This window comes from Micromonospora sp. DT41 (assembly GCF_049841715.1).
In the GTDB taxonomy this organism is placed as follows: domain Bacteria; phylum Actinomycetota; class Actinomycetes; order Mycobacteriales; family Micromonosporaceae; genus Micromonospora; species Micromonospora profundi.
In genome coordinates, this window is sequence record NZ_JBNCKU010000011.1 from 67337 (window position 1) to 87140 (window position 19804).

The 19804-nt window shown below is 73.0% G+C and carries 5 protein-coding genes; 4 read left to right on the plus strand and 1 reads right to left on the minus strand.

Annotation, left to right across the window (positions count from 1 at the left end; genetic code table 11):
• Positions 1-9: 9 nt before the first annotated feature.
• Positions 10-1116, minus strand: a complete 1107-nt coding sequence (locus ACLQ23_RS21170; protein WP_425735322.1) for a peptidoglycan-binding domain-containing protein — start codon at positions 1114-1116, stop codon at positions 10-12.
• 376 nt (positions 1117-1492) lie between these two features.
• Between ACLQ23_RS21170 and ACLQ23_RS21175 the strand changes: the two genes are divergently transcribed.
• The 4 genes from ACLQ23_RS21175 to ACLQ23_RS21190 are packed head-to-tail and all read left to right on the plus strand — an operon-like array spanning position 1493 to position 19795.
• Positions 1493-6463 carry a hypothetical protein gene (locus tag ACLQ23_RS21175; RefSeq protein WP_425735323.1) on the plus strand — a complete coding sequence of 1657 codons (4971 nt, stop codon included), beginning with the start codon at positions 1493-1495 and terminating at the stop codon, positions 6461-6463.
• A complete protein-coding gene (locus ACLQ23_RS21180) occupies positions 6460-9864 on the plus strand; it encodes a DUF6603 domain-containing protein (protein ID WP_425735324.1) in 3405 nt (1134 codons plus the stop codon). Before ACLQ23_RS21175 ends, ACLQ23_RS21180 begins: the two co-directional genes overlap by 4 nt.
• Complete coding sequence (locus tag ACLQ23_RS21185; protein WP_355627698.1) at positions 9861-15383, plus strand: DUF3892 domain-containing protein; 5523 nt, start codon at positions 9861-9863, stop codon at positions 15381-15383. The genes ACLQ23_RS21180 and ACLQ23_RS21185 overlap by 4 nt, the downstream gene beginning before the upstream one ends.
• Complete coding sequence (locus ACLQ23_RS21190) at positions 15383-19795, plus strand: hypothetical protein (RefSeq protein WP_355627701.1); 4413 nt, start codon at positions 15383-15385, stop codon at positions 19793-19795. Before ACLQ23_RS21185 ends, ACLQ23_RS21190 begins: the two co-directional genes overlap by 1 nt.
• Positions 19796-19804 lie beyond the last annotated feature (9 nt).

Here is a 19804-nt window from a genome sequence, read left to right on the forward strand (position 1 = left end):
AGGCGCAGGTCAGTATCGGACCGTCACTCCCATCTTGCGCCAGGTGCGCGGGCCGACCGCGCCGTCGGCCGTGAGGCCCTGCATCTTCTGGTACCAGCGGACCCCGGCCTCGGTCCGGGCGCCGAACTTTCCGTCCGCCGCGCCGCACCGCCGCGCGCCGATGAACCGCTGGACGAAGCCGACGTCGTCGCCGGTCGCTCCCTGGCGCAGGGTACGGGAGCCGGGCTCCCGCCGCGGTTGAGCAGGCGGTTTTGTCATCGGCTTCGCCGGCGCCGAGGGCTTGGCGGGCGTCGAGGGCTTGGCCGGTGTGGGCTTGGATGCCGCACGGAGTGCCGTCATGGTCTTCGGTCCGACCACGCCGTCGACGGTGAGTTTTTTCGCCTTCTGGAAGTCGCGGACCCACGCCTCGGTCCGGCTGCCGAAGTCGCCGTCCACCGTGAGCTTCGGCTTCGCCCCGAGCGTGTTAGCCAGGCCCTGGAGTTCGCGGACGTCACCACCCGTGCACCCCGTACGCAGCACCCGATCGCCGAGCTTCAGGAGAGTGGTCGTCACCCCGGTGTCGATGCCCCAGGCCCGGCTGCTGTTCTCCAGGGCCGGGGAGTGGCTGACGCTGACGTGCAGATGCTTGGTGTGCGGATTCGACCCGGTGTACCGGGACGGCGTGAACCCGCGGGTACGGCTCCAGATCGTCCGGTCGAAGATCACGTACTGGGTGGACGGGTGAGCGATGGCCCGACGCACCACCAGCTGCGGATCGATGCCGTCCCGGTCGACGTCGAGTGCGTTGACGGAGTTGTCCTGATCCGGGTTGTGGTCCGATTTCGTGGCCCGGTGAGCCGCGTCGCCGATCCAGCCGTCCGACGCGCGGTCCCGGTTCGGCCAGCGGGCGTTGATCTCGTTTCGCAGGCACACCAGCACCGGGGCGAGCCGGACCGGCGGGCGCAGCCCCGGCGGCGGTTCTTCGCCGTCGTCCGGCTCATCTCCGCCGGGATCGATGCCCGGGTCGTCGTCCGGCCCGAGGTCGTACTCGATCTCCTCGCCGATCAGGCTGCCCGGGTCGTCGTCCTCGCCGTTGTGGGTGACGTCGGGCTCGTCGATGTCGGGTGCCTCGTCCATGTCGTCCTCCCAGAGGTGTGGTTGCCGGCGGCGCGGCGCGGGAGACGAACCGTCCCGGCAGCGGCCGCCACCAGGCTGTGTGCTCCGGATTTCCGTCCACAAGGGCTAGTCGGGTTCCTTGCAGCAGGAGGGCCGGACAGGTTGAGGAGCAGGCGACCGATCGGTAGGTCGGCCGCCCGCAAAAGGCCCCTGGTTGTCAAACGAAGGGTTGCGAGTTGAGCGGCAATCGAACGATGTTACTCATTGGTCACCCAGCGTTGACTGAACGCTCCGGACGTCGGCGAGCGTGGAATGGGTGGCGTGTGAAGGGATCCAGTGCAACAGACATGTCCACTGTGGACATATGTGACCGGCTCGGTGCCGCAGACTCGGGCTCGTGGAGGTCGGCGTGACCTGGCAGCCCCGCCCGCTCGCCAGCCTTCCGCTGGTGCTGGCCGGCCCCCTGCTGCGGCGGGTGGACGGCACGTCCGTCACCGTGTGGCTGGCGCTGCGGGAACCCCGCAAGGTCACCCTGCGGGTCTACTCGTCGGACGCCGACGGGGTCGGGGTGACCCAGGTCGGCGAGGGCAGCCGCAACACGGTCAAGGTGGCAGCCAACTGCCACCTGGTCGCTGTCACCGCCACCGGCGCGGCGCCGCTGGCGGCAGGCACCCTCTACCGGTACGACGTGTTCTTCGGCGCCCCCGGCGACGAATCCGTGCCGGTACCGGCCACCGAGCCTCGGCTGTACTCCCCGAGCGTGGTCGCCGCGACGACGCCCGCCGCCCGCGCTGCCCTCACCTACGCCGGGCCGGGTGCGCCGAGCCTGCCGAGCTTCGCCACCCCGCCGCAGGACCTCAACCGCCTCCGCGTGGTGCACACCTCCTGCCGCAAGCCGCACGGCGGTGGCGACGACGCGCTCGCCGTGCTCGACGAGATCCTGCGGGCCGACGTCGCCGACCCTCTCGCCCGGCCGCAGCAACTGGTGCTCAGTGGCAGCCAGATCTACGCCGACGACGTCGCCGATCCGCTGCTGGCGGTCGTCACCGGGATTGGACAGACCCTCAAGGCCGGCCCCGAGGCGCTGCCCGGAGTCGTCGACGCGGACCTCCGACTGCGTCCCGGGTACCGGCAGGATCTGGTCACCGGGGCGGCCGGACTGACCGCCGCGGCGGCGAAGAGCCACCTGCTGTCGCTTGCCGAGTTCTGGGCGATGTACCTGCTCGTCTGGTCCGACGTGCTCTGGCCGGAGACCCTGCCGGAGTTCGCCGACGTGCACCCGGACGAGCACGCGCTGCTGGAACGGTCGCTCACCGACTCCGGGCTCACCGACGCCTGGGCCACCATGGCCCGGTACGGCCCGGCCAAGCAGCGGCGGGACACATTCGCCGACGAGCGCGCGGCGGTGCTGGAGTTCCGATCCAGCGTCGGCGCGGTCCGCCGGGTGCTGGCGAACACCCCTACCTACCTGGTGCTCGGCGAGCACGAGGTCAGCGAGGACTGGTTCTCCACGCAGAGTTGGGCCGAGAAGGCGCTTGCCACCACCGGCGACGCCAGCGGGCTGGGCCGGCGGGTGATGCAGAACGCGCTCACCGCGTACGCCCTCTGCCAGGGCTGGGGGAACACGCCGGAACGGTTCGCCACCGACGGTCCGGCCGGTGAACCCGGCCGGCGGCTGCTCGCCGCTGTCGCGGGGTGGGACGGCACCGAGAACGACACCTCGGCCGCCATCCGTACCTGCGTCGGCCTGCCCACAGGCTTCAACAGCGGCGTACCGCTGCGCCCGGCCGGCGCGCTGAGTTGGCACTACCACGTCGAGTCGGCCAATCACCAACTCATCGTGCTGGACACCCGGACCATGCGGGTCTTCCTCGGCGGGGCGGGCGACCCGCCCGCCCTGCTCTACGGCGACGCCGCCCTGAAGGAACAGGTGCTGGACCCGCCGGACCTCGGCCCGGAGGCCGCCACCTTCGTGGTCTCGGCGACACCTGTGGTCGGCTACCCGTTCGTCTCCGACTTCGCGCAACAGCTACTCGGCAAGCGCTACCGGGGCCGGGCCACGGTGGACAGCGAGGCCTGGGGGCTGCAACGCGCCGGGTACGAGAAGCTGCTGTCCCGACTGTTCAACAGGGGCGCCGCACGACCGGACGCCACCCGCCGGCAGCGAATCGTCCTGCTCTCCGGTGAGGTCGGCTACGGCTTCGCCGCTCGGCTGCGCTACGAGGGCGCGGCGCCGTTCCGGGCCACCGCTCCGGTGCCCACCCGGGGAGTGGTCGCGCAGTTCGTGGCCAGCGCGGCGCGCAACGAGGACGGGCTGACCCGGTTCCTGCACGGCACCGGCTTCGACGTGACAGCCGACGTGCTGCCCCGCAGCAGCCGGGTCGGCTGGGCGAACCCGGCCGGCGGGAATCTCACGGTCGGCACCGAGCTGGTCGACACGATCACCGGGCACCTCCGGAGCGTGCCGTGGACGGTGAGCGGCACCCCGGCAGTGGCCGAGACCGGGCCGCTGCGCACTGTCACAAGTACCCCGGACTGGTCCTACGACCTGAGCTTCGCCAAGCACGACGCCGCCGACCCGACGATCCCGCCCCGCCCCGGCTCGCCGCGACCGGTCTACCCGCCGACAGGCGACCGCTCGGCGGCCCTCGGGCAGTACCTGGCGGCCACCGAGAACCACGACGATTACCTGGGCAAATGGGGTGACGGCAAGGAGGTGGTGGGCTACGCGAACCTCGGCGAGGTCAGCCTCTCCTGGCAGCCGGGCAACGCCAAGAAGGCGATCCAGACCCTGTGGTGGCGGCTGCCCGGCCAGGACGCCGCCGCGCCGTTGACCCGCTGCGTGGTCAGCCTCTCCACCCGGGTGGCCGGCGCGTCGCACGACCCCGACCACCTCGTCCTGATGACCGGTCGGCCCGCTGTCGACGGCACCGCCGCGAGCAGCCAACCCGCCGAGGACACCTGGGTCTACTGGCGTACCGGCGACGCTGTCCGCCGGCTTCGCGCCGGCACCGACGGCTACCTGTACGCCAGCGCCGTCGCCGGCTCGACCGAGCCGTGGGACTACACCGAGGCGTTCAGACCGGCCGCCGGCACGGTCGCCGAGGTCGCGTACAGCACGGGCGCCCGGCCTCTGCCGGACGCGCTGCTCGGCACCGCCGGCCTGTTCCAGCAGCGCACAGTGCCGCCCGTGCCATCGTCCGGCGACACCGAGCCCGAGCCGGTCACGATCACCCTCCCCGCTCGCCTGCTGAAACTGGTGAGTCCCGAGGAACTGGCGCTCTGGCCGGTGCTGTGGCACGTGCCGGACACCTACGCCACGGGGGGCCTCCGGCAGCAGGCCAACGCGTGGGCGCCTCCCGCCGTGGTGCACGGCGACCCGGCCCCGGCCGCGGTGGCGCCCCACCGGCCGGTGGAGCGGGGCCTGCGGATCGAGGGGCAGGTCGACGGCGCGGCGACGCAGGTACGACTACGGCTGCAAACCGCCGCCGGCGTCGCGCTGCGGTTGCGGACCGGGATCGCTGTCGACGCGCCCACCGCCGACGAGGTGACGGCGACGCTGGCACCCGCTGCCGGCGGGGTGCGCACGTTCACAGCGACCGTGTTCCTGGTCGACGCGGCGGCGGCGTTCGGCCCGGTGGAGGTCCTGGTCGTCGCCGAAGGTCCGACAGTGCCACACGTCGAGTCGTTCACACTGCACCTGTGCGGCCTTCAGACCGCGCTTGTCGACGACCCGAATGCGCAGGATCGCGGCCCGCTGCGCGGCGAGGCGAACGAACTCGTCATCGTGGACTTCCTCCGGTCGCCGCAGAACAACCTCGCTCTGCTCGACGACCAGACGAGGGTCCGCCGGATGGTGCCGTACGAGTTCCGCAACGAGCGACGGCCACTAGTCGCCAATGGCCCGGCCCGGCTGCGGCCGCAGATGCCGATGTGGATGGGCGAGGTGCAGTTCGTCGGCGTCACCGACGCCCAGCTGCGGGACCTGCTGCGCCGGCGGTACACCCGGTCGGCGGTGTCCGACCCGCCGGACCCGACGGCCAACCCTGCTCCGCCGCAGAAGCTGCGCATCGACTGGACCTGGAACCTGCGGCTGAGCTGGGACGGCCCGGACGCCAACGCGAACGCCGTGGCCGGCGCGGTGCAGAACCCACAGATCGGCCACAACTACCAGTTGGACCTCACCGGCAGCCCGACGGTGGTGCTGCACTACGGCGCCACCGGGCAGTTCACCGACGCCACGGGGCGGGACCTCGTCGTGGACGGCCAGGGGCGGGTGCCGGCGGCGTTCACGCCCGCACCGACACCGGTCCCGTTCCCGGTCGCGAACCGGCGGTTGCCCGCCGTGCTTGTCACAGGGCAGCAGCGGCCGTGGGGGCGGCGCGCCGGCACCCAGGCGCGGCCGTCGCTGGTGCTGGAGTTCCAGCCCGCGGTGACGCAGAACGGGGCGGAGGTGATCCGAGGCGGCGACGGGAAGGTGGGCGTGTCGAGCTTTTCCTTCGACAAGCGGCAGGTGGACCCCGGGCTGATTCCCGGCGCGGGGGGCGTGCTCGGGCCGCCGCCGGCCGCCGTGCCGCTGCTGGCGCTGCCAGACTTCCGGGTCCTCGGGCGAAACCCCGCTCCCGACGCCGAGATCGAGGCGGTCATCGAGGACATCGTGCAGGAGTACTACAACAACAATCAGAACCTGGCACGGGTCAACATCCTGACGTTGGCGTGCTGGCAGCGGACCGCACTGTTGATCTTCCAGCACGAGAGCGGTGTACGTGGCGGCTACAACCAGTTCCGCACGGACCCCCCACGCCGACCCGAGTACACGTTCCAGGGCAGTTCCTGGCGGTACGGCCAGGAGACGGACATGCCGCTGTTCGGGCCGCCCCACGGTTACGGAATCGGTCAGCTCGACAACTGGGGCAACCCGCCCACGGGCGTCAATGCCGACCAGGCGTGGAACTGGGTGGAGAACATCCGTAAAGCCGTCGACCTGATCTTCGGGACCTACGGCGCCGCCGCCTACAACCTGGTCGACGACCATCTGCCGAATCCGATCGACCAGCGCACCCGCGCGGTCTTCCAGCGGGAGACGATCCGCCGTTACAACGGCGGTCGAGAGTTCCGGTGGGACAACAACACCTGGGAGATCATGCCGAGTCTGCAGTACGCGACGACGGGTCAGGTGGCCTCAGGCCCGAGCCCACGGCTGCTTTACCCGAACCAGGTCCTGGCCCACGCCGGCGTCCCGGCCATCACCTACTTCAGCAGCGCGGCGGGCGTCGCGAACATCGCCGACCCGGTGAACGTGGTCAACACGGTCTACAACCGGCCGGCTGCCTTCACCGCGGCTCACTACGGACCGGAGACGGCATGACCGACGACGGCAACTTCCAGACACAACTGCTCGGCGAGATCGAGGCGCTGCTGTCGCCGATCACCATGGCCGCCACCAGCCAGTGGCGTCGCTCCGGCATCCTCGACTCGCTCGGCTGGGACCTCGCCGCGCTGGCCGGGATGCCGCCCGAGGAGTTCGAGAAGTGGTTGACCGACTGCGCCGAGGCTGTCGACGGCGTCCGCCAGATCATCGAGCACGGGCCGCCGGAGACGCTCGACGACCTGACCGCGGCGCTGGACACCGTGTCGGCGGCGGTCGCGGCGGTCAGCGGGCTGCCCCCGGCGCTGAGCGCCGGTGCGGCGAACCTGCCGCCCGCCGAGGTGCTGGCCGAGGATCTGATCACCTTCCTCACCGTCAACTACCTGCAACGCCAGCACCCGGTCGCGTACCAGGTGGCGATCCTGTTGACGCTGCTCACCCCGGCCGGCGAGCAGCCGGTGAGCGCGCCGATGCCGGCGACCGGCGCACCGGTACGGCTGCCCCGGTCCCGGCCGCAGCTGCACCTGGACCGGCTCGGTGACCTGCTCACCGACCCGGTCGGCACGCTACGGGCCGAGTACTTCCCGGACGGGCTGGCCACCACGGCGGCGGCGGACGCGGCGGCGGCGAAGCTCTTTCCCCGCATCGCCGCCGTACTCAAGGAACTCGGCGTGCCGGCGCTGTACGGCCTGAACCCGGCCGACGGACCGGACCTGGGCACCGTGGGCACCGCCCTGGCATCCCGGATGCTCACAGTGGCCGCCCCGGTCCGGGTCGGCGACGCCCGGCTCACCGTCGGGGCGAGCGCGGCGCTGTCCGCCGCCGACCGGGGCGGGCTCGGCCTGGTCCTGGCGCTGCGGGGCGCGCTGGAACTCGACCGGATCGTCGCCGGTTGGGCGTTGAAGCTGGCCGTCCAGGGGGCGGGCGCCGGATTCGCGATCGGGCCGGACGGGCTCACCCTGCCGGCGGGCCTGGACGCGATGGTGCGGATCGCGCTCACCGCCGACCGGGTGCCGGACGCGACAGGTGTGGCCCTGCGCATCGGCAGCGTCACCGGCACCCGCCTGGAGGTGCAGGGCCTGCGGCTGGCCGCCGGCGCGGCGCTGGGCGGCGGGGTGGACGACATCGAGCTGTCGATCTCGGCGGCCCGCGCGGCGCTTGTCGTCGCGGCCGGCGACGGCGACGGGTTCCTCGCCCAGGTGCTGCCGCCGGAGGGGCTGCGCGCCGAGTTCGACCTCGCGCTGACCTGGTCGCTGCGCAAGGGTCTCACCTTCCGGGGCGCCGCCGGGCTCGACGCGGACCTGCCGCTGCACATCTCGGCCGGCCCGGTCGAGATCTTCGGGCTGCACGCGGCGCTCGGCGTACGCGGGGAAGGGCTCTTCGCCGCGCTGGCCGCCTCGGCGACCCTGCGGTTGGGGCCGCTGCGCGCGGTGGCCGAGCGGATCGGTGTCGAGGCGGGCCTGACCTTCCCGCCAGGTGGCGGCAACCTCGGCCCGGCCGAGACGGCACTGGCGTTCAAGCCGCCGTCGGGCCTCGGGCTGTCGCTCGCCGCCGGGCCGCTGGCGGGCGGCGGCTACCTCTTCGTGGACGCCGACGCCGGCCAGTACGCCGGTGCGCTGCACCTGCAGTTCGAGTCGATCGCGGTGAGCGCTGTCGGCCTGCTCGCCACGAAGAACCCGGACGGGTCGCCGATCCGGATGCCGGACGGCAGCGACGGGTTCTCCCTGCTGGTCATCATCTCGGGGGAGTTCACCCCGATCCAGCTCGGCTTCGGCTTCACCCTCAACGGGGTCGGCGGGATGCTCGGCGTGCACCGGACGGTGAACGTCGAGGCGTTGCGGTCCGGGGTGCGCAACGGGTCGCTGAACTCGCTGATGTTCCCCACGGACCCGGTGGGCCGGGCCGCGGAGACGGTGGCGGCGGTCGGCACGATCTTCCCGGTGGCCGTCGGCAGGTACGTCTTCGGCCCGATGGCCCGGCTCGGCTGGGGCACACCGACCCTGCTCACCTTCGACCTCGGTCTGGTGCTGGAGTTGCCGGCGCCGCTGCGGCTGGTGGTGCTCGGGCGGCTGCGGATGGCCCTGCCCGACGAGAAGAACCCGATCGTAAAAATCAACATGGACGTCCTGGGCATCGTCGACTTCGGTGCCGAAGAGGCATCCATCGACGCCTCGCTCTACGACTCGCAGATCGCCGGCTTCCCGATCAGCGGGGACATGGCGATGCGGATGTCCTGGGGTGCGAAACCGACGTTCGCGCTCGCGGCCGGCGGGTTCAACCCGCGATTCCAGCCGCCGCCGAACTTCCCGCAACTGCGTCGCCTCGCGATCGCCCTGTCCGAGAAGAACAACCCCCGGTTGCGGCTGGAGTCGTACCTCGCGCTGACCTCGAACACCGTGCAGTTCGGCGCCCGGCTGGAGGTCTACGCCGAGGCGGCCGGCTTCAACGTCTCCGGGATGCTCTCCTTCGACACCCTTGTGCAGTTGGCGCCGTTGAGCTTCGTCGCCGACATCGGTGCGGCGGTGGCGCTGCGCCGGGGCAAGCGGGAGCTGATGGCCGTCGCGCTCAGCGTGACGCTCAGCGGTCCCCGGCCGTGGCGGGCGCGCGGCAAGGCGAAGTTCAAGGTGCTGTTCGTCAGCGCCTCGGTCTCCTTCGACCTCACCATCGGGTCGCGTACCCCACCGCCGCTGCCCACACCTGTCGACGTCGGCGGGCAGCTCGACGCGGCGTTCGCCGACCCGCGCAACTGGACGGCGCAGCTGCCGCCACGAGGCGAGGCCCTGGTCACCCTCCGCAAGATCGAGGCGGCGCCTGGGCAGTTGCTGGCCCACCCGCTGGGCGCGATAGCGGTCACCCAGCAGGTCGCCCCACTGGGCCTGACCATCGAGCGGTACGGCAGCGCGCCGGTGACGCAGAAGACCGCGTACACGATCGCGTCGGTGCGGTTCGGCGGGGTCGACGCCACCGACGCCGGCACGGTCACCTACGAGCACTTCGCGCGGGCCCAGTTCCAGGCCATGACCGACGACCAGTTGCTCTCCACTCCCTCCTTCGAGCGGATGGAGGCGGGCCGCGGCTTCTCCTCCCCGGAGGTGGAGTACGACATGGCCGCCCCGCCACCGGTGGCGCTCGGCTACGACGTGCTGATCATCGACGAGCCCGACGTCGCCGCCCGTACCCCGGGCGGGGCCGGGCGGGCGAAGCGGTCGGCTGTCGCCCCGGCACCGGCCATGCGGCCGATGGACGGAGCGACCCTGAAGCGCCTGACCCGGTCCAGCGCAGCCGCGCTGGCCCCCGCCCGGGTGACCGGCCCGGCCGCGTACCGCGCCGGGCTGACCCCCCTGGTGCGGTTCACCGAGCCGGTCGCCGGCTCACGCATCCCTGAGGAGGCACGCCGGTGACGGCGCAACTGCACTTCCTGGCGTACGTCCGGCAAGGGCTGGCCGCCGCCGGTGCGGTGGCCGACCCGCTGGAGACGGACATCCCCGCACGGCAGCCGGTCACTGTGGGCGTCCGGCTGGCCGGTCGCACCGAGCGCACGTTCGACATCCGCCTGTACGGGCCGGGCGACATCCGGGGCATCGACACCCGACAGGTCATCCGCACCGACCCGCCGGAGCGGGCCAGCGACTTCGAGCCGAACAACCTGGTCACCATCGAGTTCGACCGGCCGGACTTCCCGTGGCTGTTCACCCCGGCCGCGCCCGGCAGCCGCCAGCGGCTGCGCCCCTGGCTGTTCCTCGTCGTGGTGCCGGTGGCGAACTCCGAGCTGCGTACCGACATGGGCGCCCCGCTGCCGGTGTTGCAGTGCGCGCTGTCGGACCTGCCCGACCTGGCCGAGTCGTGGGCCTGGGCGCATGCCCAGGTCGCCACCACCGGGACGGGTGAACCGGTCGCCGATGTGCTGGCCGGTGACCCGCGACGCACCCTGTCCCGGCTGATCAGCCCGCGCCGGCTGGCCGCCGGCATCGCTTACCGAGCCTGCCTGGTGCCGGCGTTCGAGGCCGGCCGGCGGGCCGGGTTGGGCCTGCCTGTCGACGACAGCGCGGCTCTCGCTCCGGCTTGGACGCCCGGTCTGGGTGCCGCGCCGCCGCTGCCGGTCTACCACAGCTGGGAGTTCTCCACAGGCGCCGACGGCGACTTCGAGTCCCTGGTCCGGCGGCTGCAGGCCCGGGCCCTGCCCACCGACGCGGGGCTGCGCCCGATGCTGCTCGGCCCGTCCGGGGTGCCAGGGCTCGACCCGTCGGTACCCACTGTGACCCTGGGTGCCGAGGGCGCGCTCCGGGGGGCGCTCACCATGCCGACCCTCTGGCCGGCGCAGTCCCGGGAGGCGTTCGAGGAACTGCTGCGCGCGTTGATCGCCGACACCGGCACCCGGCTCGGCCCACCGCTCTACGGCGGAAGGTACGCCGGGGTCGACCGGGTGCCCGGCGACGCGGCACACCCGCACTGGCTCCGGGAGTTGAACCTCGACCCCCGGCACCGGATCGCCGCAGCGCTCGGCACCCGCGTGGTGCGCGAGCAGCAGGAGGAGCTGATGGCGGCGGCCTGGGAACAGGCGGCCGAGGTGCAGCGCGCCAACGAGGCCGTACGCCAGGCCCAGCTGGCCACCGAGGTCAGCCGCTCGACGTACGACCGGCGGATCGCCGGCGCGGCGGCGGCCGCTCTCGCCCGGTCCGGGGCTGCCGTCGGCCGGCTCGCCCTCGGCGGCCCGTTGGGGGCCGGCCGGCTGTTGCAGGTCTCCGGGGCGGTGCTGGACGCCGTGACGGTCACCCCCCGCGGCAAGCGGCTGATCAGCGGCGAACTGCACCGCAACCCGACCGCGACGGCGGCCCTGTCGGCGACGTTCCGGAGGATGACCCGGCCGGACGGTCCACTGGCCCGCCGGGCCGGCGTCGCAGCTCTGGACTCGATGGTGGAGGCGGCGGCGAGCAACGAGGTGACCGCGACGCCGCCGGAGCAGCCGCCGACGGGCACCGTGCTGTTCGACGAGGTCGCGGGGGACGACATCGCCTTCCACCTGATCAACCGGAACCGCATCGACCGCGCCAACCCCTGGTGGCGGGGACGCGCCGCGGGCCTCGCGGCAGCCGCGACCACCGGTGCGGCCACCGCTGAGGCACCGGCCGTGGCGGCGGACGAGGCAGCCGTGGCGGCGGACGAGCCGGCCCTGGCGTCGGCCGTCGTGGTGGATCAGCCGGCTCCGGCAGCGGATGCCGTCCCGTCGACGTCGGAGCCGAAGGTCGCGCTGGCTCCACCGGCGTCCGACGGCACCGGTGGCGACAGCCGGCCGGCGCTGACCGGCCTGCTCGACACCCCGGTCGGCGCTGCCACCGTCGAGCAGTTCGGCGAGGTGTGGACGGTGTCGCCGATGCGACCGATCGAGCCGAGGCTGCCCCCGGACGACCCGAACTGGCCGCCGCGGGACCCCTATCCCGATCCGGACCCGATCCCGGACCCGCCGCAGCCGTTGCCGGTGTCGTACCCGGACACCAGCCCGCTGCCGGCCGGCGTGCCCGCCCAGCCGACCGGCCTGCCGGGCGTGGTGCTCAGCCCGCCCGGCCCGGCGGTGAACGACCGGCAGACGTTCGTCAGCACCACCGACGGCCGGTTGTTCGAGCGGTCCTTCGACGGCACCCGGTGGCTCTGGTTCGACCACGGCGCACCGACCGGCACCCAGGCCGCCGGGGTCGAGCCCGGCGGGGTCATGGACGGCGGTCGGCGGATCTTCGTCGCCACCGTGCACGGCGGGCTCTTCGAGCACTACCGCGAGGACGACCGCTGGTACTGGCGCAAGCACCCGATCCCGCCCGGCAGCTACGGGCTCGGCAGCTCGCCCTTCCTGGTGCTCAACAACCAGAGCATCTTCCTGACCAGCACCACCAACGGTGGCGGCAACCGCCTCTGGGAACGGCGCCGCAACGGTACGCAGTGGAGTTGGGTCGACCACGGCAATCCCAGCCACTACAGCGCCGAGAAGATCGTCAGCACGCCGGGCAGCGCCCAGGCCAACGGAAGCTTCTTCGTCACGAGCGACGCCGGCAGACTGTGGCAGCGCTACTGGACCGGCAGCCGCTGGGAGTGGCGCTGGCACGGGCACATGGCCGGCGCCCCGCTGCGGCACATCGCGCCGCGCACCGCACCCGTCAGCGTGTTCGGCATCTCCTACGACGGGCGGCTGATCGAACGGGTACTGACCAACAGCACCTGGGGCGACCACGGCACCCCGCCGGGGACCACGCTCAGCAACGCCCCCGGCGACATCATCGTCAGCGGCAACGAGGTGATGGTCTTCTGCGGCGCCTCGAACGGGCGGCTGTACATCCGGTTCTGGAACGGCTCTGCCTGGTCGTGGCGGGACCTGGGTTCCCCGCCCGGCACGACGGTGATGCAGGTGCCAGGCGCGGCGATGTGGGGCCGGTTGACGGTCTTCGTGACCGGCAGCGACGGCCGCCTCTTTTCGGTGAGCCGTACCGGCAACGAGTGGACCTGGGAGGACCAGGGCTTCCCGGTGGACTCCCGAGGCGCCGGCTCGATCGCCGCGGAGCCGGCCGGCGGCGTCCGGTGGGCGCTGCCGCTGGGCTTCATGTCCAATCTGGTCGCCGCGCACGTCGACAACGGCGTGACCGACAACGTCATCTACCACCGGGTGGGCCGCAACCTCGGGTTCGAAGCCGAGGTACGCGGCGGCTGGACCGCGCAGATCGACAAGCCGGGGCCGATCGGCTGGGAGACGCAGGGTCTGGGCATCGCGGTCGCCGACATCAACGGCAACGGCCAACCCGACCTGATCCTGATGTGGGTGGACAACCCGGCAGGAGCCAACGCCGTCTACTACCAGATCGGCTGGAACCTGGGCGCCAACGGTGCGGTGACCGGAGGGTGGAGCCCGACGTACCGGTTGCCCGACGAGGTGGCCGCCGAGATCCAGGGCGCCGACCTCGCCGTGGCGGACCTCGACGGCGACGGCCGTCCCGAACTGATCCTGGCGTACGCCACCGGCGGTGCCGCCCCGGGCCTGTACTACCGGGTCGGTTGGCGGCTGGACACCCAGGGCGCGATCAGCCGGGGATGGTCCGACTCGGTGTCGGTGCCCTGGACGCCGAGGCCGGTGCAGGGCGTCGGGGTGGCCGTCGCCGACCTCAACGACAACCTGACTCCGGACATCGTGGTGCTCACCATCGAATCGGCCGGCGGTGCCAACCAGGCGGTCTACCGGATCGGGTGGCAGCTCAACGCCCGGGGCCGCGTCACCGGCGGCTGGGCACCGGCCAAGGTGGTCGGCGGCGGCCCGCTGCCGGCGGCGCACCAGGGCGCCGGCATCGCCGTCATGGACGTCACCGGCACCCGCCGGGCCGACCTGGTCCTGTTCCACGTCGCCAATCCGGCCCAGTCCAACCGCGGCTACTACCGGGTCGGGTGGGACCTGGACCGGTACGGGGTGGCCCAGCGGTGGTCGGCCGACGCCGAGGTCCCCGGGTGGTTCGGATGGGAGGGGCAGGGGGCGGCGGTCGCCCTCGCCGACCTCGACCCGGCGTTGACCGCGGCCCGCGCCACCATGGGCGACCAGTTCGCCGCCGCCGCCGGGCGGCACCAGGACCGAATCCTGGCGGCCCAGGCGCTGGCTCGGCCGAAGCAACGGGTTGCCGTCGACACCGCCACGCTGGCGGCCCGGATGACAAGCGCCCTGGAGCCCGTCGGCGGGATCACCGACAAGACCGCCGGTCGACTGAAACTGGCCGGCGCCGAGTCGGTGGAGGAGCTGCGCGAACTGGTGGTGGTGCCCCGGTTCCCTCGCCCGATGTACGAGGCGCTGCGGGACCTGTCCCAGGAGCTGCTCTTTCCCGGAGTGTCCGAGATCCCGCCGGAGACGGTCACCCTGTTGCGGGTCAACGCGTCCTTCGTGGAGGCGTTCATGGTCGGCCTCAACTCCGAGTTGGGCCGGGAGATGCTGTGGCGGCGGTACCCGACCGACCTGGGTGCCACCTTCTTTTCCCAGTTCTGGGACGTCCGATCCGCGCAGTCGTCAGTCGGTCCGCTGTCCGACATCCCACCCATCCAGGGCTGGAAGCCCGGCAACGGGCTGGGCGAGAACGCCACCGCCGTCGGCGCCGGTGACCTGCTGGTGGTGCTGGTCCGTGGAGAGCTGCTACGCCGGTACCCGGGCACGGCGATCTACGTGCAGAAGGCCACCTTCGCCGCCGACGGCAGCCGGCAGCTGGCCGACGAGACGCGCGAGCCGCAGTTCGCCGGCCGGCTCGACCCGGACATCCAGTTCTTCGGACTCCCGCTGGAGGTTTCCGAAGCCCGGGGGAGTGACACCGACGCCGGCTGGTTCATCGTGTTGCGGCAGCCGCCGACCGACGCCCGGTTCGGGTTGGACGCCCCGCCCGACGGGGCGAGCTACGGCGGTGCCCCGACGCACTGGTCGGACGTGCACTGGCGGCACCTGACGGGCGACGCGTCCGAGGAGGAGCGACTGCGGCACGCCCAGGCCTCCGGCCGGCTGAGCAGCCTGCGACTCGGTGGCCTGGAGTGGGGCTACAACAGCGCCCACCAGGCGCAGATCACCCTCCAGCGGCCGGTCATGGTGGCGATCCATGCCAGCGACATGATCCCGGCCATCGACGACACCTGGCAGATCGAGGCGGTCGCCCGGCACTCCGGCGGGGTTCCCCAGCACCGGATCGTCGCCGTCGGCGGGCACCGTGCCGACGGCACACCGTGGCGGATGGGCACCGAGGACGTGATCGCCGCGATCGGTAGGCACGAACGGTTCTACGTCGAACGCCCCGTCGGTGACCAGGTCCAGGTGCTGGTCTCCCGTACCGCTGCCGGTCGCCCGTACCTCACCACCGAGGCCGACGGCGACCTGCCCAACAACCTGCTATCCCTGCCCGAACTGGCCGAGGACGCGTGATGACTGCACCCAACCCGACGTGGCACCTGCCCACCCAGTGGCCGGTGGCCATGCTGCCGGTGCGCGTGGAGACCCGATTCGTCGACACCGGACCGACCGGCACCGAGCTGTGGCTGCGGGTGCTGCCGGACGTACTGCACGTCGACACCCACCAGCCAGATCTGACCGACGACGAGGTGGCCTGGGCGAAGCAGTACTGGATCGACGTGTGGCGGGCCGGCCGGGTCTCCGCCGACGAGGTCACCGCCTGGCGGCGGCTGTGCCAGCTCGTCGACCCGGAACGGGCCGTCTGGATCGCCCGGGCCCTGGAGCCGGCGGCGGACGGCCGACCGGGCAAGCCCGTCCCACCGGGCCGTCCACTGCTGCGGGACCCGGACTTCCCGCCGGTGGCCGGTGGCGCCGACGCCTGGGACCGTGCGCCGGTGGCCCGCGCCCTGCCCAGCCAGTGGCACGTCACCCTGTGGCGGACCGGCGTCGCGCCGGTGTACGCACAGTCCACGCCGGTACACCGTCCGCTGGTCGTCGGCCCGTCACCCTCTGTCGACTTGACCTCGGTCAGCAACGAGGAGCCTCCGGTCGACGACCGTAGTCGATGGCTCGTCGACTTCCAGGCCGCCGTCGACGCCGGCATGGCGATGCGGATCCCGCTGCCACCGCAGATGGTCCAGGGTGGCATCGACCGGCTTGTGGTGTTCGGTGTGGACGCCGACGAGGTGGTCGCCCCGGAAACCCCGGCCGGACGCGGGGCCCGGGTGCTCGGTGAGCTGCTCGACGCCCACTTCCACACCCACGGGCTCGTCTTCGTGCCGCCGGGCACCCCTACCAACAACACCGCGGGCGCCCGCTCCGGCCATGACCCCGACGATCCGCAGCGGATCGACCTGCTGCGGGTGCTGCCCGGTCAGGAGCCACCCGCCGAGGTGGACGGCGACGCACCGGTCACCGCCCGGGCGCTGGGTGTCCCGCTCGTCGCGCAGCCGGGCGACCCGCTGCACGTGGTCCGGGGTGACACTGTCACAAAGTCGCCCCGGGCCCTGGCCCGCGCCGCGCTGCGCCCCGAGGGACCGCCCACCGCCCCAGCCAGGGCCGCCGTGTCCCAATCCGCCGGCGCGCGACACATGAACACCGTCACCTGGGCCACCACCTGGGGATACTTCCTCAGCGACATGGTGACCGGGGTGGTCACCGAGGACGACATCCGATACGGGCGGCGGCACTACATCGAGCACGTACGGGCGGCCGGTCCGGTGCCGGCGCTGCGGGTCGCCGAACAGCCGTACGGGGTGCTGCCGGTGACGGCGTTGGACCGGTGGACCGGCACCGACGCCCGGGACAACGCCCTGGTCGGCTTTCTCCGGCTGCTGCGGGACCGGGTGTGGCGCCCGTCGACCACCGAGATCGAGCCGGATACCAACCTGCCGGGCGTACCCCGGGTGGGTGGTCCCGGCGACCCGCGCGAGGTGTTGTTTCGGATCCTCGCCCAGGGGCCGTTGGGCTCGCAATGGCAGGCCCGCAGCCTGCTCGGCATGGACTACCTGACGCACCTGTGGCGGTTCCTGCGCCTCGACATGGACGAGAACTGGCGCGTGCGGCAGGCGTTCGAACCGAGCCAGGTGATGGAATTGCTCGAACTGGGCTGGGAGACCCGGCTGGCCCAGGCCGCCTTCGCGCAACGGGCCTTTCCGGTCGGTGGACCCCTTGTCGCCCCGCCCGAGGGCGCGGGACCTGCCGACTACCTGCCGTGGCTCGCCGCACTGGAACGGACCTGGACCGACCTGCGGGACCAGGCCGAGACCAACGGTACGGCCACCCCGCTGCTCTACCGCCTGCTGCGCCAGTCCGCCCTGGCCGAGTACGCCACCGCGGCGCGCCGGCTCCAGCAGATGGTCGCGCCACTGCCGGCCGACGCGTACCGGGACGCGGAGCTGATCGACATCCGCCCCGACCGGACGAGCTGGCCGCTGTGGCGCCAACTCGCACGCCAGGTCCCGCTGCCGGGCGGGTCGACCGCAGTGGTCGGCGAGCACCTGCGTACCGCCCCCGGTACGGATCTGTTCGCGTTCCGGGAGAGCGCGCTGGCGCTGGCCGCGTACCCGGCCGCCGATCTGGAGCGGTTGCTCGCCGAGTCGATCGACCTTTCCTCGTACCGGCTCGACGCCTGGATCACCTCGTTCGCCACGAAGCGCCTCGCCACGATGCGCCGGACCCAGCCGACCGGAGTGCACCTCGGCGCGTACGGCTGGGTGGAGAACCTGCGCCGAAGCGGCACCTCCGCCGACCCGGGCACGCTGCGCGAGGGCGCCCCGAACGCCGGGTACGTGCACGCGCCGTCGCTCGGCCAGGCGGCCACCGCCGCAGTGCTGCGCGCCGGATACCGGGCGCACGCCTCCGGCGGTGACAACCCCCTCGCCGTGGACCTCAGCTCCGACCGCGTACGGCTGGCGAGCTGGCTCCTCGACGGCGTACGCCAGGGGCAGCCTCTCACCGAGCTGCTCGGCTACCGGTTCGAGCGCCAACTCCAGGACCATCCGCGGGTGCTGGAGCAGTACCTGCCCCGGCTGCGGGAGATCGCGCCGGTGCGTGCGCTGCGGGTGCAGCACGACGCCGAGGTCGAGCCGGTGATCGCCTCCGCCGCAGTGGTGGACGGCCTCGACCTGTACCAACGCTGGCGCGCCGGCGGGCTCGACTGGAACGGCGACCCGGAGCTGCCGAACGCCGGCGCCGGCGACCAGGTGGCGCTCGTCGAGGTGCTCACCTCGCTGGGCGAGGCGATCGACGCGGTGGCCGACGCGCTGCTGGCCGAGAGCGTGCACCAGGCGGCGCAGGGCAACCCGATGCGGTCCGGGGCCACGCTTGACGCCGCCTCCCGGGGCGACGTACCGGCGAGTGAGCTGGAGTTCGCCCGGACACCGCGCACCGGCCTGGCCATCACCCACCGGGTCGCGCTGCTCGGCAACGACTGGCCCGCCACGACGCAGGACTGGCCGACCACCGGGCCGACGCCCCGGGCAGCGGCCGAGCCCCGTCTGGACGCGCTGGTCGGCGGGCTGCTGCCCCGGCCGGCGTCGGTGCGCGCCCGGGTGGAGTGGGCCGGGCCGGGCGCCCCGGTCATCGGAGAGGTCGGCCTCGACCGGATCGGCAGGTCCCCGCTGGACCTGCTCGCGCTCACCGACGGCGAGGAGATCTCTGCCGACGGTGAGCTGGTCGCCCGGATCCTGGACGCCGCGACCCCGCCGGTGGGCGCGACCGGATCCCGGCCGCAGCGGGTGCTGCCGGGCCGGCGCGAAGACTGGACCGCCGACGTGCTGGCACTTGACGAGTTCGTTGAGGTCGCCCGCGCGGTGCGAGCCCTTGTGGCCTCGGCCCGCCCGCTGAGCGCCGTCGACCTGCACCCGGGCGGCGCCGATCCGGGCACTGACGGGTCCGCGCCAGCCGATGACCCGACTCTGCGCGACCGCGCCGACGACGCCGCTGACCTGCTGGGCCAGCTCGTCGCCGACCTGGCAAGCGAAGATCCGGCGGTGCTCGCTGCGGCGCTGGCGACCGCCGCCGGCATCGGGGTGCTGGGCGCGTACCTCGGTCCGGACGCGACGCCGCCGGCGCTGCTGGCGCGGGCCCGCGCGGTCGGCGCGGAGGTCGGCACCCGGCACGCCGCCCTGCTCGTGCTTACCAACGGGTTCGACCGGGCCAGGGCGACCGCCGAGGAGCGCCGGGACCACGACGTGGCCCGGTTGCAGGCGGTCTTCGGCGCGGACTTCCGGGTCCTGCCGGCGTTCACCATCGCCGACCCCGCCGGTCTGACCGCGGCGCTGGCCGCGAGCACCGATCTTCAGGGCGGGTCGCCACACGAGGCCGATGACTGGCTCGCCGACTCGGCGCCGGTCCGGGCCGGAGTCGACCGGCTGGAGACGGTACGCGGCTACGCCCAGGCGGTCCGCCCCGACCGGTACGGGGACCTGCGGGTGGCGCAGCTTCCCTACGCGCCCGGCGACCGGTGGGTGGGGCTTCGCTTCGGCGCCGACCGGCCCGCCGGGTCCCGGCTGTCGATCGTCGTCGACGCCCCGGCCACTGTCGACCCGGCCGCACCGCTGTGCGGCCTGCTCGTGGACGAGTGGGTCGAGGTGGTGCCGAACGAGGCCGAGACCACCGGGGTCGCGTTCCACGCCGAGACGCCCGGCCAGGCGGCACCGCAGGCCATCCTGCTCGCCGTGCCGGCGGACGACGCCACAGTGTGGACCCGGGACGCCCTGGAACGCACGCTCGTGGAGACCCTCGAACTCGCCCCGCTGCGCGCCATCGACGTGGCGACCCTCGGCGAGGTCGGCCAGTTCCTGCCCGCGCTCTACTTCCCGTTCAACACCGACGGCGAAACCGCCGCCACCGACTTCACCCGCACCGTCCCCGCCGGCTAAGGAACCCAG